This is a genomic window from Erythrobacter insulae, from assembly GCF_007004095.1.
Lineage (GTDB): Bacteria > Pseudomonadota > Alphaproteobacteria > Sphingomonadales > Sphingomonadaceae > Erythrobacter > Erythrobacter insulae.
Genome location: NZ_VHJK01000001.1, coordinates 1,734,869 through 1,758,187, shown reverse-complemented (window position 1 = coordinate 1,758,187; position 23,319 = coordinate 1,734,869). Strand labels below are relative to the sequence as shown.

The window sequence follows — 23,319 nt, the reverse complement described above, 5'->3', positions numbered from 1 at the left end:
CAAATGAGACGATCAATCCTTTTATATATCGTCTCCATATTTTTCAGTCTGAAATTCTTGCGATGTTTTCGGATCATTTAAGCGCTGAATAAGCTCTTTCAAACAAATCACTGCGAAGTTCGAATGTGCGGAATTCAAAATATGGGTCAACCCATGATGCTGACGCTGATGAATATTGTCTTCATCCAAAAGAGAAATCACATTGTATTCTTTCAAGAACTCCGTCCCCATATCCCAAAAAACTGCAAGACTGACGTCATTCTCTTGTTTTACACCCGACTCAAATTCTCGAATCAATCCATCCAAGCTATACTTATATTCCAGGATTTTGGGCTGACTTACATAACCTGACGTTATCTGTTCCTCCAAGACTCCGAGCGGATTTGTGTCGCTATCGAAATACAAATTGTCGAAAGGCTCTTCTGCTGCAAAGCGAAATATCCCATCGTACTGAGATGCTTGTGACGTCGCGAGGAGCTTAATCCCCCGAATGACGCCTCCAGCAATGAGCTGGTTGAACAATACGATTACATCCTGTTCTGACTGCGGAATTGAACCGACAGAAATTTTTTTCGTCGGCAAGAAAAAGCTCTCATTCTCCAACACCAATGGGTGTTGTTCTTCATGCCTTTCCTGCTGCTTCAGCCACTCATGGACTTTCAGTTCTTTATCAATGTTGGCTTGAGCACCACTGTCAGACTTTAAGATGTCTCGGCGCCCACTTAGCTGCCTAACAACAGCAACAGAGATACGCTCTGCGAGGTCCTTCAATTCTGGCTGAAAACCTTTGCGGCCCAAGTCAGGATCAGCATTCTCGAAATGGACAATCACATGAGTTTGGTTTTGGTGACCGATGCTTTTAGTGAGTGGTATGGTAATCAAATCCCCTTGTGGCATCCCATTGTTTGCCAACTGGAGCCCACCTTTTAAAATCCTAAGCTTTTTCCGGAGCTTCGCCTTTTTATCATTAATTTGGTCCCAAATTTCCGTCGAGTAAGCGAAATACCCATAGGCGGTGATATTATACTTATCGATCTGTTCTTCATCACCGTCAATCATCTTGAACAGTGATTTTATGCCTTCCTTATCATAGACCTCATATAGTCCATTTGAATTTTTCAATTTCGCAACAGCTTTGCTTACATCAGCCCCCTGATCGACGGCCTTTTGCTGAAGCGCCTTTACGTTTGACAGCTTCTGGCTTGCCTTCACTTCTTGGTGAGGAAACTTATAAATTGCATCGATGTCCAACAGAGACCGTTCCTCACCTGATTTATCAATCACGATCAGGTCAAACGGTATTGCGCTCTTGACTATACCGGGCAAACTGATCGCACCCAAAGGGGTCTTGATCAGCAAGAGATAAAGCCATTGCTCAGGCGTAGTTGCCTGATACCATCCTAAGTCATTTGGACGAATGTGGTTCCCGCCAAACTTTATCTTGAAGCTCGTTCCCTGATCAACGCTATCAAAAAGAGCGCTCTTCTTGTCATGGGCTTTGATCTTTGGACGAGTGACAGTACCTTCCTGGTCCTCCACCCATTCTCGACCTCTACGAATTGCGCCCTGAAACTCGAATTCATCGTTCTTTGTCCGAATGATGAGTTCGTTGAACCCATAAGCTATATAGGTAACCCCTACTCCCTTATTTCCTCTGGTTTCACCGCCAGATTTAAAGGATACGCTCGGTGCTAAGAATGATCGAAATTCAGCTTCTTCAAACCCACATCCATTGTCGACGACCTCAATTGAATTCCTCGTCAGATTGATCTTAACTTTGATCTTTGGGGAGAAACTCTCGTCCATCCTAATGCGTCTTTCAACCGCATCAAGCGCATTTTGAAGAAGTTCAGAAAAGGGATCATAATTGCTGACGTAACATTTAAGAATATTCTTGATCTCGCGCTTTTTGGCAGCCGACAAGAGCTCCTCATCAGTCCCGTCTGCCGCCTCAAGAGGGTCCCAGCTCGTTGTCAGCGAATCTGTCATTACCAACGTCCAATCTCATCAAATTTCGTATTGGAATCCTATACTCAGACCCCTTCGGGTTTAAGCGATAGATATTAAGATACTCCCCCTCACTCCTCAGGCAAATACAGCTTCTGGCCCATATCCTTATACTTCTCGCTCATCTCCTCCATGCCCTTGATCGCGGCTTGGCGGCTTGCCTCGGCGGTCTCGCTGCCGAGTTTTTCTGCGGCTAGGAACGTTTCGGGGCTTTCGTTTTGCTTGGCGGCGAAGTCCCGCACTTCCTGACTGATCTGCATCGAGCAGAACTTTGGCCCGCACATACTGCAGAAATGCGCGGTCTTGGCGCCTTCCGCCGGGAGCGTCTGGTCGTGATATTGCTCGGCTGTTTCGGGGTCGAGCGACAGGTTGAACTGATCGCGCCAGCGGAATTCAAAGCGCGCTTTTGACAGGGCATCATCGCGGACCTGCGCGGCGGGGTGACCCTTCGCCAGATCAGCCGCGTGGGCGGCGAGTTTATACGTCACCACGCCAACCTTCACATCGTCACGGTCAGGCAGGCCGAGGTGTTCTTTCGGTGTGACATAACACAGCATCGCCGTGCCATACCAACCGATCTGCGCCGCGCCGATGCCGCTGGTGATGTGGTCATATCCCGGCGCGATATCGGTGACGAGCGGGCCGAGGGTGTAGAACGGAGCCTCTCCGCACACCTCCAGCTGTTTTTCCATGTTCTCTTTGATCTTGTGCATGGGCACGTGGCCCGGCCCTTCGATCATGACCTGCACGTCGTGTTCCCACGCGCGGTGGGTCAGCTCGCCCAAAGTGTACAGCTCGGAAAATTGCGCTTCGTCATTGGCGTCCGCGATGGAGCCGGGGCGCAGCCCGTCGCCCAGCGAATAGGCGATGTCATACGCCTTCATGATCTCGGTAATGTCGTCGAAATGTTCGTAGAGGAACGATTCCTTGTGATGCGCGAGGCACCATTTCGCCATGATGCTGCCGCCGCGTGACACGATGCCGGTGACGCGTTTGGCCGCCATCGGCACATAGGCAAGGCGAACGCCTGCGTGGATGGTGAAATAATCGACGCCCTGCTCGGCCTGCTCGATCAAGGTATCGCGGAAGATTTCCCAGGTCAGGTCTTCGGCCACGCCGCCGACTTTCTCCAGCGCCTGATAAATCGGTACGGTGCCGACCGGCACAGCGGAGTTGCGGATGATCCATTCGCGGGTGTCGTGAATGTTGCGGCCCGTGGACAGGTCCATGATCGTATCCGCGCCCCAGCGGGTGGCCCACACCATCTTGTCAACTTCATTGGCGACATCGGACGCGACGGCGGAATTGCCGATATTGGCGTTGATCTTGACCAGAAAATTGCGCCCGATGGCCATCGGTTCGCTTTCGGGGTGGTTGATATTGTTCGGGATGATCGCCCGGCCCCGCGCGACCTCGTCCCGCACGAATTCGGGTGTGATCACATCGGGGATCGCCGCGCCAAAGCTTTCGCCGCTGCGCACGAAATCTTTGGCCAGTTCGCGGCCCAGATTTTCCCGCTCGGCGACATATTCCATCTCGGGCGTGATGATGCCTTTGCGGGCATAGTGCATTTGACTGACATTCATGCCCGCCTTGGCCCGCAGAGGACGCTGAATGGTGTTCGGGAATTGCGGGACACCGCCGCTGCGGTCCGGGCCGAGCTGGCCATTATCCTCGGGCTTGATTTCGCGTCCGTCATATTCCTCGACATCATCGCGTGACCGGATCCAGTCACGGCGCAGTTCCGGCAGGCCCGCATTGATGTCGATATTGGCTTCGGAGTCGGTGTATGGGCCGGAAGTGTCGTAAACCCGGACGCTCGGCTCGCCGCCTTCCAGATCAATCTCGCGCATGGCGACCCGCACGCCGGACCCGGTGCGCGCGCCGACATACACTTTGCGGCTGCCCCGGATCGGCCCGGTGGTTACGCCAATTTCTACAGGTGAGTTGATGTCGGCCATGATTACGAAGCACTCCTTGTGACGGAGGTGGTCTTCGGGCGATGTGCCGGACCACTCCCTCCGCCGATGTTAGTCGGTTCAGGTTCAACGGGTCAGGCGGTGCTTATCCCGCCCCTCTCAGCGAAAGCTCGCTCCCCGGGGATGGGGTGCTGATATACCCTAGCGGCTTGCACGTCTAGCGCTGCGATCGGATTTCGCGGGCTTGCCTGCGCTACATCGCCAGACGGTTTGACTTGAAAACACGGGTGCTCCATCCCGCTGGAATCATGCATCCAGACCAAGCCCCAGATCAGCCCCCGGACCAGCCCAAAGTGACTGTCCAGAAAATCGGCAAAGAGGGCGCGCCGCTTGTGATCATTGATGGCATGTCAGGCCGTATCGACGATTTGAAAGCGGCAGGGTTTGACGCGGCATATGAACATCCCGGTGCCGGTTATCCGGGTATCCGCGCTTGGGCGTCCCCTGAATATCTCGACATCCGGCGCGATTTGATGATGCAGATTGTTGGCCGGATATTCGGCATATCGCACGGCATCCAATGCGAAATGTCGTGTTTTTCATTGGTCACCACGCCGCCTGCCGATCTGGTGCCCCTGCAACGCATCCCGCATTATGACCGCGCCAGCACGGGCCGCGTGATCGGCGTGATGCATTACCTGTTGGGCAGCGAGACAGGCGGAACCGCATTTTACCGGCAAAAACGCACAGGGTTTGAAGTGATCACCGATGACCGCGTTACCCCGTATCTAAACGCGATAGAGGCCGACACGCGCGAATTCGGCCCACCGCCGGCTGAATATTATTACGGCGATAGCGACCGTTACGAATTGATCGGAGAGGTCGAGGCCCAACCGGACCGGATGATCCTGTATCCCGGAAGGTTGCTCCATTCAGGCGTCATCGCGCAGCCAGATCAGCTCTCGTCAGACCCGAAAGAAGGCCGGCTGACCATCAATATGTTTCTCGTCGGCACCTGATAAACGCATGGCTGCTTTGGTCTGACCACGCTCTACCTCCTCGATTGTCCGGCCTCTGCCGTTGCTGCGCGTTTTGGTGCGCGGCTCGGCGATGATCCTTGGGCGGGCGGGTATATCGCGCCCTTGAAATTTGCCCCGGTCATCACCGCAGGGCGGGAATTTGTGGCAGGGCCGCGGCCAGCCGGCGGCAGGCTTGCCCCGCGTATGACCCCGCGATTATGGGGCGTGGAGCCGCCGCCGAATTCAGACGATCCGGCGCGGCGCATCGCCACGGTTCGCAATCACAACAGCCCGTTCTGGGTCGGAAATTTGCGCAACAGCGAATTTCGCTGCCTGATCCCTGCGACCAGCGTAATGCTCTGGGGAAACGGGACAGATTATGAAGGGCGGCGCCTGAAACACTGGTTCGCACCGGAGGCTCAGCCAATTTTTGCCATGGCTGCCGTTTGGAAAGACGAGGATATCCCTGCCTTTGCCATTCTGACCAAGGACGCGGCGGGAGGCGCGGCATCGGCAGGGTGCAAAGCGATGCCGATTATCCTGCCCGATGATGAAAATACGCGTCAGGCATGGCTGCATGGCGGCTGGCCAAACGCAAAGGCCGTTATCGAGCGGCCTGTGGAGGTTGAATTGACCGAAAAATCCGATCCGGCGCGGTCATGATCACTCGGTTTCGGGGATGGCAGCAACCTGCCCCTCTTCGGTGAAATAGGCGCGGTCTGTTTTTCCCAGCCAGCCAGGCACGCTAACCGGCACATGCATACCAACCGCCCGTTCGGCGTTGAATGTCTGATCGATCAGTGATCCGGGGTTCGCAGTGCCGAAATGCCAGTACGGCACGATTGCAAGTCCGGTGCGCGCCGAGGATAGGAATTCTCCATGCGCGGCATAATGTTTGCGCGACGGATCAGCATCCCCGAAATGCATGACACGCTGATATGATGCATCCCCGACCAATGCGGATATGCGATAGGTAATGTTGTGAACATCGGAATGGTTGTCAGGCCAGCCGGTATGCGGAGATCGGAACGCCTCCACGCGCGCACCGGAAATTTCGAACGCCGCCGCCTGTTCGCCATTTTCCAAAGCAATTTCGGTGATACGCACTGCAAATACCGGGTCCCAGCCCTGATCCCCTCGCATCTGCTCGATCGCTTGCTTGGGCGCGATCAGTTTCAGTTCGCTTTGCGCGGCCATCATCCGGTTGAATGCGGCGGGTGAGAAATGGTCGCCATGCGCGTGGCTTACAAACACCGCGTCAACATTGTCATAGGGCGCTTGGCCTTCGACAATGCGGTTGATCAATGCCTGATCCATCGGCTGAAACGTGCCATAATGGTCATCATACAGCGGATCGAACAGAAATTTGACCGGCTGATCGGCTGCGCCAAGCTCGGTCATGACGCCTGCATTCAGGATCGCCGTGGCTCCGGTCTGGGATTGCATTGCCGCTTTATCATCAAGGCCGCCGGTCACGCTCTTCTCAGTCATGCTGTTCTCGGGCTCGGGCTCGGGGCCGCACGCGGGAAGCGCAAACGCTCCCGCCGCGATCAAGATGCGCCGTATCATCGCGAAACTCCTATTGCGCCAGACAAACCCGATCGCCCCGCCGCGCGACATTGAAACCGCGCGCCTCGACCTCTTTACTCTCAGTGCTGTCAGGATCGCGGATCGGATTGGTGTGGTTGTAATGGATAAACTGCACCTTGGCCCGTTCGCTGGCGGGCAGATCGGCCAGCAGGTCCATGGTCGCTGACACGCGCGGATGCGGGATGTCGCTCATATCGCGGCCCGTGCCATCCGGCTTTTTCAGCTCGTTATCGTCCCAGAATGTCGCATCGATAAACGCGTAATCGACCCCGCCGATTAGATCAGAAAGCATCCCGCCGCCAGCCTCGGCAAAATCGTCCCAGCTATCAAGATCGGGGATATACAGCGCGCGTTTATCGGGCGTCATGATCAGGAACCCGACCGTTTCGGAAAATTCATCGCGGTGCGGAACTGTTATCGGCAGGACACCGAATTCGTCGGAAACAACGGTAAAACCGCCCGCCTCCATCTCTGTCAGCGCGATATTATCAAGCGTGACAAGTTGGCTCCATGGTGCGTTTTCGCGCAGGAACTTTGCCATCCGGTACATCGCAAAGACCGGCACCCGATCAGCGCCCGCAGCCTCACGCCCGAAATAGGCGAGCCCGAAATAATGCCCGATATGCGCATGGGTCAGGAACACGCCATCAATGCCCAGCCCGGCTTTGGGCGGATCAATCCTGTCCATCATCGCCATCTGATCGGAGATCGCAGGCGTCGCATCGAACAGGAAACGCTGACCATTCTCCCGGTCAATCACGCCCAGCGACGATGGCAACAGGCGCGGCCCGGTATCATCGGCATTCCCGATCTGCGGCGCGCCTGCATCCTGACCTGCGCCCAGAACCACAATTTCACGCTGGCAGATTGCCGGCTGCGCCGCGCTCATGGTGAGCGCGGCTGCCCATCCGATCAGGCTCACTCAATCACCCGCCCGCGAACCATCACGAAATCGACATTTTCAAGCACGCTGACATCGGCAATCGGATTGCCTTGGACAGCGATAATGTCCGCCGAATATCCCGGAGCAATCCGGCCGATCTGGTTTTCCATGCCCAGCGCCTTGGCCGCGCCGGTGGTTGCACTGGCGATGACTTCGCGGGCATTCATGCCTTGCGACATCATCAATGCAAATTCACCGGCATTACGGCCATGGTCAAACACGCCAGCATCCGTTCCAAACGCGATCTCAACGCCCCATTCATGCGCTTTGCCCATGAACACTTTCGCCGTTTCGGAAACAGCGCGGATCTTGTCTTCGACCACCGGCGTGTAAATGCCTTTGCCCAAACCTTCCGATACGCCCTGAAACGCCATCAGCGTTGGTACAAGGACTGTGCCATTTGCGATCATCGCATCGGCTGCGGCCTTATCAAGATAGGTGCCGTGCTCAATCGTATCGATCCCGGCCTTGGCGGCGGTTTCGATGCCGCGCGCACCATGGGCATGCGCCATCACCTTAAGCCCAAGCGAATGGGCGGTGTCGGCAATGCTTTTCATCTCGTCAAATGTGAAATGCGCCTCAAGCCCGCGCCCTTGCTGGCTTAAGACGCCGCCGGTTGCGGTGATTTTGATGATGTCGGAACCGTTCTGGCTGGCAAGACGGACCTTGGCCGCACATTCAACCGCGCCGGTGCAGTTAAACCCGCTGTCGAGCAGCTCGTTCACTTCTGGACGGAAGCCGTTGGTATCGCCGTGACCACCAATGATCGCGAGCGCCGGACCTGCCGCGATAATGCGCGGGCCGGGGATCATGCCTTCGGCTGTGCCCCGCCGCAGGGAAAACGCGGTCTGCGGTGCGCTGCCTGCTTCGCGCACGGTGGTGAACCCGGCAAGCGCAGTAAGGCGCGCGTTCTTGGCACCGACGACTACGCCCCAATCATCCGGCTCGGTCGCATCCTTCCAGAAATCGCCGCCCGGATCGCCGGTTAAATGCGTGTGCAGATCAATCAGGCCGGGCATGAGTGTCTTGCCATCCAGATGCACCATGGTCGCGCCTTCGGGCACGTCCTGCCAGCCATCTTCGATTGAAACGATAATGCCGTCGGTAACCGTCACAGTGGCGCGTCCGGTCGGCTCCGTGCTTGTATCGGCGATCACGCTTTCGGCATGAATAACAATCGTATCGGCTGCGGCGGGTGCGCCCAGCATGGCCATAGCCGTTGCTGCGGGAACCGCGAATTTGCTCAGAAGTTTCATTGGTACATCTCCCCCTTCGCGCTCTTGATGCCGCGCAACCGGGCGCAGCACAAGCACGAAGGGGCAGCACAGAGCCAGAAACGCTTCATTTGCCATACAGTCGCCATTCGTTATTAATCCAAGCAAGAATCAACCAACCAGGGACAACTTTTTCATGATCCAACAGATCGTCAAACCGCTCGCTCTAACCGCGACGCTGCTCGCCGGGGCATCACTTGCTGCGACAGCGCAAGCCCGTCCGATGACACCCGAAGATGTCGCCAAGCTCGAAAGCGTCGGCGCCATGGCAATCTCTCCCGATGGCACCCGCATCGCCTACACCACATCGAGCCTGCCCGACGTAACGACGGGCGAAAAGAACGGCAGCTTCCAGTCCGAATTGAAAGTGGCAACCGCGCCTGACACCGCGCGCGCATATCTGCCCGATGATATCAGCCCACGCGGCGTCGCATTCTCACCCGATGGAACGATGGTCACATTCCTGTGGTCAAAGGGTGATGAAGACACTGCGGTCTGGGGCATCCCTGTCGATGGCGGCACCTATCGCAAACTTGCCGCTGTGAAGGATACCGGTGTTCGCTCGTATGAATTCAGCCCGGACGGCAGCCTTATCTACATGCTGGCCGGAGCCGGCGAAGACAAACAGCGCACCACGCAGAGCAAAGCAGGCTTTAACGCGCGCATATACGAAGAAGAATTCCGCCCGGCGCGCATGTTTGTCGCCAAAGCGGGTATGGAAGTGGACGACGAACCGACAGAAATCGCCATCCCCGGCTATGTCAGCGCGTTTGACATCGCGCCCGACGGCACCTTTGCGACGATCGACACGACGCCAAGCCCGCTGGTCGATGACAGCTACACCCAAAAGCGTGTGAACATCGTTGATCTGGCGACAGGCAATATCCGCGCCGTGGTCAAAACACCGGGCAAGATCGGCGATGTCGAGATTTCGCCTGATGGTTCGCAGCTGTCTCTGATCGCAGGCGTTGATATGAACGATCCGGCGGCAACCACGCTGCACCTCGTGGACACTGCGACCGGCGCGTTTCGCGCGCTCAATGCTGGCGCTGCCGAAGCTGCGACTGACGCGGAATGGCTGGCCGATGGCCGGCTCGCCGTGACAGTTGATATCGGCGCGCAGTCACGCCTGCGCCTGTACAACGCCGATGGCAGCGTCGCCGAGGAAATTGATCCGGGCGCGCTTGTGCTGACCGGCGTCGAAGCGGCAGGCGGCAAGCTGGCCGTGCGCGCAGACAGCCCGCTGCATCCGAGCGAAATGTTCGTTTGGAACAATGGCACATTCGATCGCTGGACGAACCACAATGACTGGCTTTCCGAAATCACGTTTGGCGAACAGCGCACCTACACATTCACCGCCACCGATGGCCAGCAGGTCGAAGGCGTTCTGATCCTGCCAGTGGGCGGCGTGCCTTCGGGCGGAGCGCCAACCATCATGAACGTGCACGGCGGACCAGAGGCGCATGACACCAATGGCTGGAACACTGCCTATTCCAAACCGGGTCAAGTTGCCGCGGGTCAGGGTTACGCCGTATTCCTGCCCAACTATCGCGGTTCGACCGGATACGGGGTGGACTTCTCCAAACAGCATCAGGGCCGCTACACCGATCCTGAATTCCGCGACATTGTCGATGCGAAAAAAGCATTGGTGGCCGATGGCATCACCGACGCGGATCGCACCGGTATCACCGGCGGTTCGTATGGCGGTTATGCCAGCGCATGGGGCGCGACATACCATTCGGATGAATACGCTGCGGCAGTGATGTCGGTTGGTATTTCCAATCAGGTATCCAAGTTTGGCACCGGCGACATTCCGTATGAAATGTACAACGTGCACAGCCGCAAATGGCCGTGGGACGATTGGTTGGCGATGCTCGAAGTCTCGCCAATCTATCACGTGGACAAATCGAACACACCGATCCTGATCCTGCACGGTGAAGAAGACACCCGTGTCGATCCGGGCCAAAGCCTTGAGCTGTATCGCTCGCTCAAAGTGCGCAAGCCCGACGTGCCGAGCCGCCTCGTGTTTTATCCAGGCGAAGGCCACGGCAACCGTCTGGCGGCAGGCCGGTATGACTTTAACCTGCGCATGATGGAATGGTTCGACACCTATCTTAAAACCGGTGATCGCCGCGCTGAAATGCCGGGCACCCGTCCGCAGCTTGCCGACGGCGCAAAAGGCGCAAAAGCCAAGGATACCGATAACGAGGATTAATCGCTTGATCCTTTAACCGATTGAAAAGGGCCCGCGTAGGTGAAGCTGCGCGGGCCCTTTTTTCTTTTGCTATCAAACACCAAGCGGAGCTATCGCGATCCCGGTTATAGGGAGCAAGCATGACATACCACCGCGTCCGTCTGGCCATGCTGGCGATCATCGCTGCGCTATTTGCGGCGCTGCATCTGCCAGCGTTGGCGCAAGATAATGATGATCCCCATGCCGACTTGTATGCTGCGATCCAGTCGGGAATTGATCAGGATACCATTCTGGAAAACAGCATGGAGGCGATCCGCCGGGAATATGCTCGCCTGCCGCAATTCATCGAACTCGAAGCGATCAGTCCGGGTCTTATCAAAGATTATGTCTCGGCGCTGCGTCCGATCTTTGCAAAGACCATGGCCCGGTCGAACGCCGCGATGAAACTGGACATGATCGACCTGTTTCGGCGCGAGCTCACAGATGCAGAAGCCGCCGAAGTCGCGGCGCATTACCGTACTGATGTGATGCAGCGTTTGCTTGGGAATATTTCCACCAATTTTGCGCCGGACAGCACGCTTTCAGGTATTGAGAGCGATGCGCCGATTACCGAAGCACAGGTGAACAAGGATATTGCCAGCGCAGCGGCAACGGGCGCGGTTCAGCTAAGCGGAGAGGAACGCGGCGAGATCGCCCGCAAATTGCTGGAAAGCGCCGCTTTGAGGAAGTTTGAACAGCTAAACCCGAAAATCGTTGCCGTGCGCACCGTTTACGAAAACGAACCGCTCTTGCCTGATGAAGCGGCCGAATTGGAAGCGCTGGCTGAGGCATTTTTTGCAGAACGGTTTGCCGAATAGCTTGGCCCGAATGCTTGGCCCGCGCCAACCGGGTAAACGCTCTGGCGGGCAAACGCTCTGGCGCTAAAACGTATATCCCAATCCAATGCCGCCGATAAACTGATCCGCGCTGCCGCGCTGGTTTGTAAACGGCGTATTGGCCGCATCGCCCATCAGGCGTGAATAACCGCCGACCATAAATACATTCAACCCGCCGTTCAGCACATTGCCATCCAGATCAATCGTTGCGATCGCTGTCGCGCCAATGCTGTTGAGCCCGCCATCGGCGGTGTATTCCGGCAGACCTGTCGCCGCGCTTTGGGCCGGTGTCACAGTATAATAATAATCGGCAAAACTATCATCGACAAAGCTCGCGCTGCCGATGATCTGGACTGCCGCGCCCCGGCCCAGCGGAGAGAAATATCCGATGCCAGGTTCGATCAACATGCCATCATGCGCGCCCAGAATGTCCCATCGCACGGCGGTGGAAAGGGTCAGCTGATCAAACCGGTTGAGCACGCCGGGAAAGCTCACACCGCCCTGCACGCCTACTTCGATTGCGGTTTCCAAATCCCCGGCCAGCTCAACCACGGGGTCTTCGATCTGGCCAGCACGGTCATTGCGGAACCGGAAAGTCGGGCCGAAAGAAATACTGGTTTGCGACGGAGCATCGCCGGGCGGCTGGGACAACACATTAAGGTTGAAGCCCGGACCGTTCGGCGTGATCCCGATCCCGCCAACACGGCCAACGATCAATGGCAACGGGAAGAAGACATAGTCGTCCGATCCCGAATAGCTCGGCACCAATCCCGCGCCCATGCCCACCGTGATCCAGGTGTCGTCAAACACACTGTCGGCCATGATCCCCGGCGGCGGCCCGCCGCTGTCCGGGGGCGTGCCCGCATTTTGTGGATCCTGCTGTCCTTCGCCTTCAGCCGGGCTGCCTTCGTTTTCTGAACCTTCATCGGCGTAGGCCGGAGCTGAACAGACAAGGCCGATCACGCCCGCAAAAGCAATCACCCCGCGAGGCAGGTGAGAAGAGCGGACAAAGGCAGGGGCGATTGATTTTTTCATAACACTCAATTTACGTTTGCTGGGCGGTTTCGTTTCCCGAATTGTGTCAAACGGTTACGTTTTCGGGGACGGGCTGCCATCTCGACTCTCAAAACCATAGCATAGACGCTTGATCTGCGCGGCGATGCATTGCCGAGCGGGGGTCTGTCCACTAGGGCAAGCAAAGATGAACGATTCACTTCACGCTTCTGGCCACGCTTCTGGCCATGAAACCGCGCCTTCCACGACCCATGATGTCGCAATTATCGGCGGAGGGCTATCTGGCGGCCTGATCGCGCTTGCGCTCCATCAGGCCCGGCCTGAATTCCGTATCGCCTTGATCGAAGGCGGAAAAACGCTGGGCGGCAATCACCGTTGGAGCTGGTTTTCCAGCGACCTTTCCGAAGCAGGTCGTGCGTTGCTTTCGTCTTTTCGGAAAGCCGGATGGGATGAAGGCTATGACGTCCGCTTTCCCAAGTATCAGCGCAATCTGAAAACCGGATATCGTTCGCTTTCGTCGGTCGATTTTCATGAACGGCTGTCCCGTATGCTGCCCGAAGGAACATTGTATCTGGGCCGCCGGGCCACCGCCATTGATGCGCGCGGCGTCGATCTGGATGATGGCACGCGCATCAACGCCCGAACCGTTATCGACTGCCGCAGCTTTACCACCAGCGAACATCTGAATGGCGGGTGGCAGGTATTCCTGGGCCGCCATATGAAGCTGGAAGAGGCGCACGGCGTGGAACGCCCCATCATCATGGATGCCACGGTCGAACAGCTCGCCCCGCACGGCAATGGCGGCGCATACCGGTTTGTCTATGTCCTGCCGCTTGGCGCGCATGATGTTTTTGTCGAAGACACCTATTACGCCGATGATCCGCAGCTTGATCGCAGCGCGCTATCATCGCGCATTGATGCCTATGCCCGTTCGAACGGGTGGAAAGACAGCGCCATTCTGGGCCATGAAAGCGGTGTTCTGCCGGTGCTCACCGGCGGCAACTTTCCCGCGTATCAGGATGAAGTGCGGATTGAGGGCGTAGCGATCGCTGGCGCACGCGGCGGATTTGTTCACCCGCTCACCAGTTACACCATGCCCATGGCGGTCGAAAACGCTTTAGCCATCGCTAAAGAAGCCGATTTGCCGGGCCCGCAGCTGGCCGCGATGATGGAATCGCGCGCGCGAACGCATTGGCGCAAAACCGGCTTTTATCGCCTGCTGGGAAGATTTCTCTTCTTTGCTGCGAAACCAGAGCGCCGCGTAAACGTATTCCAAAGGTTCTATGGTCTGCGCGAAGGCCTGATCGAGCGGTTCTATGCTGCGCGTTCCACTGGATTTGACAGGGTACGCGTCCTGTGGGGCGATCCGCCCGTATCTATCCCGCGCGCAATGACTGCGATGTTCAAGCGGGGCAAGCCCCTAAAACCGGAGAAAACGGCATGAACGCCCCAATTACGCAAGATGCCAAGCTCGATTTAGGTCTGTCAAAAACTGGCGGCAAAGGCATCAATCCTGCCATGGCAGAAAAATACGCAGGCAAAAGCGTCTGCGTGATCGGTGCCGGATTTGGCGGCATGGCCTTGGCCCTTCGGCTGCAATCGCACGGGATCAAGACAACTGTCGTTGAATCGCGCGACAAGCCCGGCGGCCGCGCCTATTACTGGGAAAAAGACGGCTTCACCTTTGACGCGGGGCCCACGGTCATCACCGACCCGCCCTGCCTTAAAGAGCTGTGGGAACTGACCGGCCACGACATCGCCGAGGATGTCGAGCTGATGAAGGTTCACCCGTTCTACCGTTTGAATTGGCCCGACGGCACGAATTTCGATTATTCGAACGTCGAAGAAGAACTGTATGCAGAGATCGCCAAGCTTAATCCCGATGACGTGATCGGATACCAGCGCTTCCTGGAATATGCCGCAGGCGTCTATGAAGAAGGCTATGTAAAGCTGGGCCATATACCGTTCCTCGATTTCAAGAGTATGCTGAAAGCGGCGCCCGCTTTGGTCAAGAAACAGGCATGGCGCAGCGTTTACAGCATGGTCGCCAGCTACATTCAGGACGAGCGTCTGCGCGAAGCCTTCAGCTTCCACACGCTGTTGGTCGGCGGCAGCCCGATGAAGACATCCGCGATTTATGCACTGATCCACAAACTGGAAAAAGACGGCGGTGTCTGGTGGGCGCGCGGCGGCACCAACCGTCTGATCGCAGGAATGGTGCGCCATTTCGAACGGCTGGGCGGAACCATGCGCATCGGCGATGCAGTAAAGCAGGTTCACACGGTCGGCACCAAAGCCACCGAAGTTGAAACGATCAGCGGTTGGAAAGAGCGTTTTGACGCCGTCGCTTCCAATGCCGACATCATGCATTCTTACAAAGATCTGCTGTCGGAATCAGCGCGCGGCCCGAAATACGCAAAATCGCTCGCCCGCAAAAGCTATTCGCCTTCGCTGTTCGTGGTCCATTTCGGTCTTGAAGGCACATGGCCCGGCATTGCCCATCACTCGATCCTGTTCGGCCCGCGTTATAAAGGGCTGGTCGATGACATCTACAAACACGGCGTGCTGCCGCAGGATTTCTCAATCTACCTGCACCACCCGACTGTCACCGATCCAAGCATGGCACCCAAAGGCAAGAGCACATTCTACGCGCTTGTTCCGGTCGCCCATATGGGCAAAATGCCAATCGACTGGGATGTCGAAGGGCCAAAGCTTGAAAAAATGATCCTTGATGAAATTGGCCGCCGTCTGATCCCGGATATCCACGACCGGATCGTGACCAAGTTCAGCTATGCTCCGACCGATTTTTCCGCTGATCTCAACGCCCATATGGGCAGCGCGTTCAGCCTGGAGCCGGTCCTCTGGCAAAGCGCATATTTGCGCGGCCACAACCGCGACGATGTGATCGACAATTTCTACCTTGTCGGCGCAGGCACCCACCCGGGCGCAGGCATCCCCGGCGTGGTCGGCAGCGGCAAGGCAACAGCGGGCATCATGCTGGAGGATTTGGCGGTTAAGGCGACGGTATGATCGGGTCGGCTCTCACCCTTGTGGCTGCCGCTGCGGCCCCGCCCGGGGCTGCGTCTGATCTCGTGCCTGGGGGGCACAAGCACGAGTGGGTCGAAGTGACAAACGCATCGGGGGTGCCGACGTATCTTGATGTCGCCTATCGCGGCACCGGCGACGTCGAGGGCACGACATATCCTGTCGTGCTGGTGCGTTATCTGCGCGGAGAACCGATTGAGGCAGCGGTCATCGTGGATTTCCGCATCGCGATTGATTGCCAAGCGAATGCCATATCGGGCTTGGAGGTCAATCGCACCACCGCCGCGCGAGAAGGCACTAGCATCAGGCTCAGCCTGAAAGAGACCCTTTCAACGCCATTCACACCCGTCTACGCGCAAAACGAAGCGCGGGTCGCGCCCCTTTTCAAGCACGCTTGCGGCCCAGACTGGACAATGAAAGCCCCCGAATGAAACGTCTCGCCGTCTATTGCGGTTCGGCCTCGCCCGAAGACCCGCGCTATATCCAGCTTGCCTATGATGTCGGGGCGGAACTGGCCGCGCGCGGGATCGGGCTCGTCTATGGCGGCGGCAAACTTGGCCTGATGGGCGCAGTGGCGCGCGGGGCCAAGGAAGCGGGCGGCGAAGTCATCGGCATCATCCCCGAAGCCCTGGTCCGCGCCGAAGTCGCCAACCACGATTGCGACGAGCTGATCTCCGTATCGGGAATGCACGAACGCAAGCAGAAGTTCACCGATCTTTCCGACGGCTTCATCACCCTGCCCGGCGGCGTGGGCACGATGGATGAATTGTGGGAAGCGATGAGCTGGGCGCAGCTTGGCTATCACTCCGATCCGGTTGGCTTGCTCAACGCGTTCGGGTTCTATGATGATCTGATCGCATTTAACGCCAAAATGGCTCAGGTCGGTTTTGTTCGGCCCGCCCACCAGAACATCCTCATCTCGGCGGAAACCATGCCCGATCTGCTAGACAAGATGGCGGCCTATGTGCCGCACACGCCGATCTTCAAAATGAAGGCGGAAGAGCTGTAAGCACGCATTATGAAAGTCGATGCCGCCCACCGCGAAGCTCTGGTCCAGCACGCACGCCGCACAATCAAAGTCGGCTCGCAAAGTTTCTCCGCAGCCTCGCGCCTGTTTGACGAGGAGACGCGCGAGCGCGCCTGGCTGCTGTATGCGTGGTGCCGCCAGTGCGACGATATTGCCGACAATCAAGTGATGGGCGGCGAATTGGGCGATCAATCGGACCTTGAGAGCCGTCTGAACCTGATCCGCAAACTCACAGCCAAAGCCTTTGCAGGCGAGCCGACCGGCGATCCTGCGTTTGATGCGCTGGGTGTGGTGGCGGAAGAATGCGGTCTGACGCCGGCTATGGCCGAAGATGTGATCGCGGGCTTCGCGCTCGATGCGGAAGACTGGCGTCCCCGCAGCGAAGGCGACATGTTGCGATACTGTTTCCATGTTGCCGGTGCCGTCGGCGTGATGATGGCCGTGGTTATGGGCGTCGATCCCGAAGATCAGGACACGCTCGACCGCGCCAACGATCTTGGCCTTGCGTTCCAGTTGTCCAATATCGCGCGCGACATTGTCGAAGATGACGCTGTGGGCCGCTGTTATCTGCCGATGATCTGGCTGGTCGAGCAAGATATCGAGCCGGGCCAGCATACCAAACCGCACCACCGCAAAGAGCTTGCCGACATGGCAAAACGCCTTGTCGAGCTGGTCGAAAAACACGAAGCCGCCGCCCGCGTCGGCGCGGCGCGTCTACCCTTTCGCAGCCGCTGGGCCGTGCTGTCCGCGGCGCGCATTTATGGCGCGATTGGCCGAAAGGTTCGCAAACGCGGGACCGAGGCGTGGAACAGCCGCACCTATGTTCCGCGCTGGGAAAAAGCATGGCACGGCGCGCGCGCGTTTCTGTCTGCTGCGATCAACCGTGAGAAACACCCTGACGGCGAGATCACTTGGGGCATCAAGGATTTCCGGCCAAACGCTTGAAGCAAACCGCGCGCTCGCGTAGCGGTTCTGGTCATGAGAGGATTTTCCATTTTCGCAAGCCTCGCGCTTGGCGTGATAGCCGTGCCCGTTCAGGCCGATCATCATGCCGCCCCTAAAGCTGTTGATACCGAGAGCAACAAAGCAGCTGTGATCGCGGCAGCCGATGCATTTTTCAGCGCGCTGCGCGACGAAAACAAAGCCGCGCTTGCCCAGATGATGATCCCCGAAGCGGTGATCTATATCCATAACCGAATGACCCCCGGCAAACCTCAAATCCGCGTTGTAACGGTTATGGATCACCTCGAAAATTGGGCCAAAAGCCCATCGGGCACTGATGAGCGAATGGTCTATGAAACGGTGCTGATTGATGGCGACATGGCGCAGGTTTGGGGGCCGTATGTTTTCCTGATTGATGGCGAACCGGCCCATTGCGGGATCAACTCGTTAAGCTTTGTCAAAACGCCGCATAAAGGGTGGGCGCTGGGCAACACCAGCTTCACCATGGAACCGGTGAATGAATGCAAGCGCTTGGGTGCGCCGGAGGCCAAACAATGATCAAAAAGCTCCTTATAGCGAACAGAGGCGAGATCGCCTGCCGCATTATCCGCACCGCGCGCGCCATGGGTATCGCGACGGTGGCGGTTTATTCCGAAGCCGATGCGAAAGCCCTGCACGTGCGTCAGGCGGATGAGGCGGTGCATATCGGCCCCTCTCCCGCGGCGGAAAGCTATCTGGTCGGTGAGAAAATCATCGCGGCGGCGAAGCAAACGGGCGCAGAGGCGATCCATCCGGGCTATGGCTTTCTGTCCGAGAATGCCGATTTTGCTCAAAGCGTCATTGACGCGGGCCTGATCTGGGTCGGGCCAAAGCCGGAAAGCATCCGCGCGATGGGCCTGAAGGACGCAGCGAAGGAACGCATGATCGCCGCCGGAGTGCCCGTGACGCCGGGCTATCTGGGCGAGGACCAGTCGGTCGAGCGGCTCACCAAAGAAGCGGCCGCCATTGGTTATCCCGTGCTGATCAAAGCGGTCGCGGGCGGCGGCGGCAAGGGTATGCGCAAGGTTGACGCGCCCGAGAACTTTGCAGCCGATCTGGAAAGCTGCCGGCGCGAGGCCAAGGCGTCCTTCTCCAACGACGAAGTGTTGCTCGAAAAGTGGATCACCTCGCCGCGCCATATCGAAGTGCAGGTCTTCGGCGACGCCCACGGCAATGTCGTCCACCTGTTCGAACGCGACTGCTCATTGCAACGCCGCCACCAGAAAGTGATCGAGGAAGCCCCCGCCCCCGGCATGGACGAGGCGACCCGCGAGGGGATCTGCGCCGCCGCCGTGCGCGCCGCCAAGGCGGTCGACTACGAGGGCGCGGGCACGATCGAATTCATCGCCGACGCCAGCGAAGGCCTACGCGCCGACCGCATCTTCTTCATGGAGATGAACACGCGGCTTCAGGTCGAACATCCCGTGACCGAGGAGATCACCGGCGTGGACCTCGTCGAGTGGCAGCTGCGTGTCGCTAGCGGGGAGCCGATCCCGCTGAAACAGGACGAGCTGTCGATTAACGGCTGGGCCATAGAAGCGCGGCTGTATGCGGAAGACCCGGCAAAAGGGTTTCTGCCGAGCACGGGGCGGCTGGAGCATTTCCACCTTCACGACGCGGAGCGCGTCGATACCGGTGTCGAGCAAGACGATGAGATTTCACCATTCTACGATCCGATGATCGCCAAACTTATCGTTCATTCGGACAGCCGCGACGATGCACGCCTTGAGCTGATGCGCAGCTTATCAAAGTCTTACGTTGCACCCGTGCGCACAAACAGCGGCTTTCTGTACGCATGTTTGGCAAGCAAAGCATTTGCAGGATGTGATCTCACTACAGGATTTATTGAGAACGCCGGTGATGCACTTTTACCAGCAGACACACCAACCGATGCGGCAATAAATCGGGCGGCCAGTACATTTTTGGAAGCAAGCTGGCAGTTCGACGATCTGCCATCAGTAGCTTTGCCGACGGGGCTTCAATCGTTCCGCCTTAACTCAGACGCAAATCGCAAGGTCTACCTGGAAACGCGCGGCGAAACACTGATTGGTGATGCCGATGAAGCTGTGGGATCATTCCGTGACAGCGGGCCATTCCACACGGCGCTAAACGATGGCGAGGTCGTCGTTAGTGAATTTGGTGAGGCATTTATCTTCAAGGCACCTCCTCGCGGTGATGCCTCGGGCCATGCCTCCGCCGCAGACGGCGCGATCCTTGCGCCGATGCCGGGCAAGGTCATCGCGGTCGATGTGGCCGAGGGCGATGCTGTCACCGCTGGCCAGCGGCTTATGGTGCTTGAGGCGATGAAGATGGAACACGCGCTCACCGCGCCGTTTGACGGGACCGTGACCGAGCTTGCCGCCAACGAAGGCGGGCAGGTGCAGGTCGAGGCGGTTCTGTGCGTGGTGGAGCCTGCGAAAGAGGAATAGCCCCACCCCCAACCCCTCCCGCAAGCGGGAGGGGAGCGAGACTTGCCAGCTTGCTGGCCTAGTCGCAGCGGGGTGGGCATGGGGAGAAAAGTCGCGTGTCTTGGCAAAAAGAACTCGAAGAGCTGCGCGCACGCGAGGCGCTGGCCGAACAGATGGGCGGCGCGGACAAGGTCGCGCGGCAGCACTCTCGCGGCAAAATGGATGCCCGCGCGCGGCTTGCGGCGTTCTGTGACGAAGGCTCCTTCCGCGAAATCGGCAAGATCGCAGGCAAAGGCCATTATGACGAAAACGGTGATCTGACCGGCGTAACCCCTGCCCCGTTCCTGTTCGGCAAAGCCACCGTAAACGGTCGCCCCGTCGTCGCGACTGCCGACGATTTCACCATTCGCGGCGGCGCAGCTGACGCAGGCATTGCGCGCAAGATGGTGCAGGCCGAAACGATGGCGCACGAATTGAAGCTGCCGATCATTCGCATGATTGACGGCACCGGCGGCGGCGGCAGTGTCAAAACGCTGGAGCAGATCGGCGCAACCTACATTCCGGCGGTGCCCGGATGGGGCGATGTGGTCCAAAACCTCGACACTGTGCCGGTCGTGGCGCTTGCACTTGGCCCGACCGCCGGCCTTGGCGCGGCGCGCACGGTGGCCAGCCATTATTCGATCATGGTGCGCGGCCTGTCGCAGCTGTTCGCCGCTGGCCCCGCTGTCGTTGATGCGATGGGCAGCGATTATGAAGGCCCCAAAGACCCCGGCGAAGCGAAGGAAGCCTTGGGCGGCGTCGACATTCACACCCGAAACGGTGTGGTCGATGACGAAGTAGCCAGCGAAGCCGAGGCCTTTGCCCGCGCCCGCCACTTCCTATCCTTCATGCCGGAACATGTCGGCCAGCTTGCCCGCCGCGCTGCATCCGGCGATCCCGTGGACCGCCGCGAAGACGCGCTGCTCAGCCTCGTCCCGCACGATGCAAAGCAAGTGTATTCCATGCGCCGTGCGATGGACATGATCCTTGACCGTGGCACAGTTTTTGAAATCGGTAAGCACTGGGGCCGCGCGGCGATTACGGCGCTGGCGCGCCTTGATGGATATCCGGTGGCGGTAATCGGCAGCGATCCCAGCTATCTTGGCGGATCATGGGAAGCCAAGACATCGGAAAAAGTCGAACGCTTCGTCAAACTCGCCGATCAGTTCCGCCTGCCGATTGTTCATCTCGTTGACAATCCCGGTTTCATGATCGGGCGCGAGGCCGAATTGGCAGGCACCATCCGGTACGGCGTGCAGGCGATGAACGCGATCTACCGCGCGCGCGTGCCTCTCGCCAGTATCGTCATGCGGCGCGCCTATGGCATCGCCGGCAGCGCGATGAGCAATGCCGACCGGTATCAATACCGGTTCTGCTGGCCGAGCGGCGATTGGGGCAGCCTGCCGATCGCAGGCGGGCTGGAGGTTGCTTATAAATCCGAACTTGAGGCGAGCGATGATCCAGCCGCAGAGCTGGCAGCGATCAAGCAGCGGCTGGACAAGGTCACTTCGCCTTTCCGCAGCGCCGAACGCTTTAATGTCGAGGATATCATTGATCCGCGCGACACGCGGCCCTTGCTGTGCGAATTTGCAGAGCTGGCATGGCGCAAACTCGGCAGCGAATAATCAATCCTGGGCAACAGCGCCCGGGCCCATTTCCGCTGAAGGTTTGCCAAACAGTTTGCCCTTTTCGCTGAACAGGACGAGCAGCAGGCAAATAATCCCGCTGGCAAGCAGCGACAAGGCAAGTGGCCGCGCCGTGCCATCAAACGCATAGCCGATCAATCCGCCCAAACCCGCCGCCGTGGTCATTCGCACAAATCCATGAGCCGAGCTTGCCGCGCCTGCGATATCGAAAAACGGGTTCATCGCGATTGATCCGAAATTGCTGCCGATAAAACCGAGCAACATCATATTTACCGCCATCAGCGGGACAAACACATACAGGCTTTCATCGGGCTGGAACGCAAAGAACACTTGCGCAGACGCAACTGCGATAAATGCGAACAGTGCCGTGTGGCTGACCCGCCGGGCACCGAACCGTTCGACAATCCGCGAATTTGACCAGCTCGCAAAAGCCATCGAACCGGCACAGATGCCAAACACGATCGGGAATATCTCACCCGCGCCAAACGTTTCGGTTATCAATTGCTGGGAAGAGTTGATGAAGCCGAACAGAGCGCCGAACACAAGCGCGCTGCCGAATACATATCCGATAACGCTGGGCAAGCTGAGCGCGCGGCGCATGTTGCGGCCGATCACGCGCGGGCGGATTTCCTGACGGTTTTCGTCCGTCAGGCTTTCCGGCAGGCGGAAATAAACCCACGTACCGATGATTATCCCCTGCAACGCCATCGCCACAAAGATCGCGCGCCAATCCGCGACCAGCAAAATCATCTCGCCAATGCTTGGCGCGATGGCCGGAACCATCAGGAAGATAACGAAAATCAGGCTCATCATGCGGGCCATCTTGTCCCCGCCAACCCGGTCGCGAATAATGGCCGGGGGAAGCGCCACAATGCCCGCCCCAAAGAAACCCTGTGCCGCTCGTATCGCGATCAGCATGTCATAAGAGGTGGCAAGCGCGCTGGCCAAAGACAGCGCGATATATACGGCAATAGAACCCAGCAGGATCGGACGGCGGCCAAACCGGTCCGCTAGGGCACCGGGCACCAACGCGCCAATCCCGGCGGTTAGCAGATACACTCCGATCACGAATTGACGATCATTGCCAGTGACAGATAACGCCACCGCCATTTCATCAAGCGCAGGCAAAATGGCATCAATACCAAAGGCTTGCAAAGCCATCAGCATCGCCATCATCCAGATAAGCTCGGTTTCGCCCAACGCTTTGCGAGGGGACCGCATAGAGGCAGTGGCACTCGCCATCGGCGAACCTTTGCCTTGAGGCTCACCGGAAGACCACTGTTCATTTCGCATGTGCACAAAATACTTCAGCGCAAGAATGGTTCCGTCTCGCGCCGC

The 23,319-nt window shown here is 58.0% G+C and carries 19 protein-coding genes and 1 riboswitch; of the genes, 12 read left to right on the top strand and 7 right to left on the bottom strand.

Annotated elements, in window-relative coordinates; translation table 11 throughout:
• Positions 1–21 precede the first annotated feature (21 nt).
• Complete coding sequence (locus tag FGU71_RS08325) at positions 22–1,989, bottom strand: ATP-binding protein (protein WP_142788132.1); 1,968 nt, start codon at positions 1,987–1,989, stop codon at positions 22–24.
• Between the two features lie 89 nt (positions 1,990–2,078).
• On the bottom strand, positions 2,079–3,968 hold the full coding sequence (thiC, locus tag FGU71_RS08320; RefSeq protein ID WP_142788131.1) for a phosphomethylpyrimidine synthase ThiC: 1,890 nt from the start codon (positions 3,966–3,968) through the stop codon (positions 2,079–2,081).
• Between the two features lie 38 nt (positions 3,969–4,006).
• Positions 4,007–4,116, bottom strand: a riboswitch (TPP riboswitch).
• Between the two features lie 163 nt (positions 4,117–4,279).
• Here thiC and FGU71_RS08315 point away from each other — a divergent pair.
• Entirely contained in the window at positions 4,280–4,945 is a 666-nt protein-coding gene (locus tag FGU71_RS08315) for a DUF6445 family protein (protein WP_142788130.1), read from the top strand.
• Positions 4,946–5,068: 123 nt separating this feature from the next.
• Positions 5,069–5,608: an SOS response-associated peptidase family protein gene (locus FGU71_RS08310; protein WP_234035697.1), complete on the top strand. Its 540-nt coding sequence runs from the start codon at positions 5,069–5,071 to the stop codon at positions 5,606–5,608.
• On the opposite strand, the gene FGU71_RS08305 is transcribed toward FGU71_RS08310, so the two are convergent.
• From FGU71_RS08305 to FGU71_RS08295, 3 genes are all read right to left on the bottom strand, one after another.
• Positions 5,609–6,436: an MBL fold metallo-hydrolase gene (locus tag FGU71_RS08305; protein ID WP_185960242.1), complete on the bottom strand. Its 828-nt coding sequence runs from the start codon at positions 6,434–6,436 to the stop codon at positions 5,609–5,611.
• 88 nt (positions 6,437–6,524) lie between these two features.
• Positions 6,525–7,457 (bottom strand): MBL fold metallo-hydrolase, encoded by a 933-nt coding sequence (locus FGU71_RS08300; protein WP_234035696.1) that lies wholly within the window; start codon positions 7,455–7,457, stop codon positions 6,525–6,527.
• Complete coding sequence (locus FGU71_RS08295) at positions 7,454–8,734, bottom strand: metal-dependent hydrolase family protein (protein WP_142788126.1); 1,281 nt, start codon at positions 8,732–8,734, stop codon at positions 7,454–7,456. The genes FGU71_RS08300 and FGU71_RS08295 overlap by 4 nt, the downstream gene beginning before the upstream one ends.
• 154 nt (positions 8,735–8,888) lie before the next feature.
• On the opposite strand from FGU71_RS08295, the gene FGU71_RS08290 reads away from it, so the two are divergent.
• Both FGU71_RS08290 and FGU71_RS08285 read left to right on the top strand, forming a co-directional pair.
• Positions 8,889–10,967, top strand: a complete 2,079-nt coding sequence (locus tag FGU71_RS08290) for a S9 family peptidase (protein ID WP_142788125.1) — start codon at positions 8,889–8,891, stop codon at positions 10,965–10,967.
• Positions 10,968–11,086: 119 nt separating this feature from the next.
• Positions 11,087–11,803, top strand: a complete 717-nt coding sequence (locus tag FGU71_RS08285) for a hypothetical protein (RefSeq protein ID WP_142788124.1) — start codon at positions 11,087–11,089, stop codon at positions 11,801–11,803.
• A gap of 63 nt (positions 11,804–11,866) precedes the next feature.
• Here FGU71_RS08285 and FGU71_RS08280 read toward each other — a convergent pair whose 3' ends face one another.
• Positions 11,867–12,856, bottom strand: a complete 990-nt coding sequence (locus FGU71_RS08280; protein ID WP_142788123.1) for a MipA/OmpV family protein — start codon at positions 12,854–12,856, stop codon at positions 11,867–11,869.
• Between the two features lie 166 nt (positions 12,857–13,022).
• Between FGU71_RS08280 and crtY the strand changes: the two genes are divergently transcribed.
• The 8 genes from crtY (at position 13,023) to FGU71_RS08240 (ending at position 21,960) form a co-directional block, all read left to right on the top strand.
• On the top strand, positions 13,023–14,279 hold the full coding sequence (crtY, locus tag FGU71_RS08275) for a lycopene beta-cyclase CrtY (RefSeq protein WP_142788122.1): 1,257 nt from the start codon (positions 13,023–13,025) through the stop codon (positions 14,277–14,279).
• Positions 14,280–14,353: 74 nt separating this feature from the next.
• Positions 14,354–15,865 (top strand): phytoene desaturase, encoded by a 1,512-nt coding sequence (locus FGU71_RS08270; RefSeq protein ID WP_142789055.1) that lies wholly within the window; start codon positions 14,354–14,356, stop codon positions 15,863–15,865.
• A complete protein-coding gene (locus FGU71_RS08265) occupies positions 15,862–16,311 on the top strand; it encodes a hypothetical protein (protein WP_142788121.1) in 450 nt (149 codons plus the stop codon). The genes FGU71_RS08270 and FGU71_RS08265 overlap by 4 nt, the downstream gene beginning before the upstream one ends.
• Complete coding sequence (locus FGU71_RS08260; protein WP_142788120.1) at positions 16,308–16,889, top strand: LOG family protein; 582 nt, start codon at positions 16,308–16,310, stop codon at positions 16,887–16,889. The genes FGU71_RS08265 and FGU71_RS08260 overlap by 4 nt, the downstream gene beginning before the upstream one ends.
• A 9-nt stretch (positions 16,890–16,898) precedes the next feature.
• Positions 16,899–17,852 (top strand): phytoene/squalene synthase family protein, encoded by a 954-nt coding sequence (locus FGU71_RS08255; protein WP_142788119.1) that lies wholly within the window; start codon positions 16,899–16,901, stop codon positions 17,850–17,852.
• A 33-nt stretch (positions 17,853–17,885) separates the two neighbouring features.
• Positions 17,886–18,407 carry a hypothetical protein gene (locus FGU71_RS08250; RefSeq protein WP_142788118.1) on the top strand — a complete coding sequence of 174 codons (522 nt, stop codon included), beginning with the start codon at positions 17,886–17,888 and terminating at the stop codon, positions 18,405–18,407.
• Positions 18,404–20,317 (top strand): acetyl/propionyl/methylcrotonyl-CoA carboxylase subunit alpha, encoded by a 1,914-nt coding sequence (locus FGU71_RS08245; protein ID WP_142788117.1) that lies wholly within the window; start codon positions 18,404–18,406, stop codon positions 20,315–20,317. Before FGU71_RS08250 ends, FGU71_RS08245 begins: the two co-directional genes overlap by 4 nt.
• A gap of 95 nt (positions 20,318–20,412) precedes the next feature.
• On the top strand, positions 20,413–21,960 hold the full coding sequence (locus FGU71_RS08240) for an acyl-CoA carboxylase subunit beta (protein ID WP_142788116.1): 1,548 nt from the start codon (positions 20,413–20,415) through the stop codon (positions 21,958–21,960).
• On the opposite strand, the gene FGU71_RS08235 is transcribed toward FGU71_RS08240, so the two are convergent.
• On the bottom strand, positions 21,961–23,274 hold the full coding sequence (locus FGU71_RS08235) for a multidrug effflux MFS transporter (RefSeq protein WP_407644402.1): 1,314 nt from the start codon (positions 23,272–23,274) through the stop codon (positions 21,961–21,963).
• Positions 23,275–23,319: the final 45 nt, after the last annotated feature.

Coding starts and splice junctions, on each gene's coding strand:
- FGU71_RS08325 (WP_142788132.1), bottom strand. CDS start 1,989: ATGACAGATTCGCTGACAACGAGCTGGGACCCTCTTGAGGCGGCAGAC.
- thiC (WP_142788131.1), bottom strand. CDS start 3,968: ATGGCCGACATCAACTCACCTGTAGAAATTGGCGTAACCACCGGGCCG.
- FGU71_RS08305 (WP_185960242.1), bottom strand. CDS start 6,436: ATGACTGAGAAGAGCGTGACCGGCGGCCTTGATGATAAAGCGGCAATG.
- FGU71_RS08295 (WP_142788126.1), bottom strand. CDS start 8,734: ATGAAACTTCTGAGCAAATTCGCGGTTCCCGCAGCAACGGCTATGGCC.
- FGU71_RS08290 (WP_142788125.1), top strand. CDS start 8,889: ATGATCCAACAGATCGTCAAACCGCTCGCTCTAACCGCGACGCTGCTC.
- FGU71_RS08285 (WP_142788124.1), top strand. CDS start 11,087: ATGACATACCACCGCGTCCGTCTGGCCATGCTGGCGATCATCGCTGCG.
- FGU71_RS08280 (WP_142788123.1), bottom strand. CDS start 12,856: ATGAAAAAATCAATCGCCCCTGCCTTTGTCCGCTCTTCTCACCTGCCT.
- crtY (WP_142788122.1), top strand. CDS start 13,023: ATGAACGATTCACTTCACGCTTCTGGCCACGCTTCTGGCCATGAAACC.
- FGU71_RS08270 (WP_142789055.1), top strand. CDS start 14,354: ATGGCAGAAAAATACGCAGGCAAAAGCGTCTGCGTGATCGGTGCCGGA.
- FGU71_RS08265 (WP_142788121.1), top strand. CDS start 15,862: ATGATCGGGTCGGCTCTCACCCTTGTGGCTGCCGCTGCGGCCCCGCCC.
- FGU71_RS08260 (WP_142788120.1), top strand. CDS start 16,308: ATGAAACGTCTCGCCGTCTATTGCGGTTCGGCCTCGCCCGAAGACCCG.
- FGU71_RS08255 (WP_142788119.1), top strand. CDS start 16,899: ATGAAAGTCGATGCCGCCCACCGCGAAGCTCTGGTCCAGCACGCACGC.
- FGU71_RS08250 (WP_142788118.1), top strand. CDS start 17,886: ATGAGAGGATTTTCCATTTTCGCAAGCCTCGCGCTTGGCGTGATAGCC.
- FGU71_RS08245 (WP_142788117.1), top strand. CDS start 18,404: ATGATCAAAAAGCTCCTTATAGCGAACAGAGGCGAGATCGCCTGCCGC.
- FGU71_RS08235 (WP_407644402.1), bottom strand. CDS start 23,274: ATGCGAAATGAACAGTGGTCTTCCGGTGAGCCTCAAGGCAAAGGTTCG.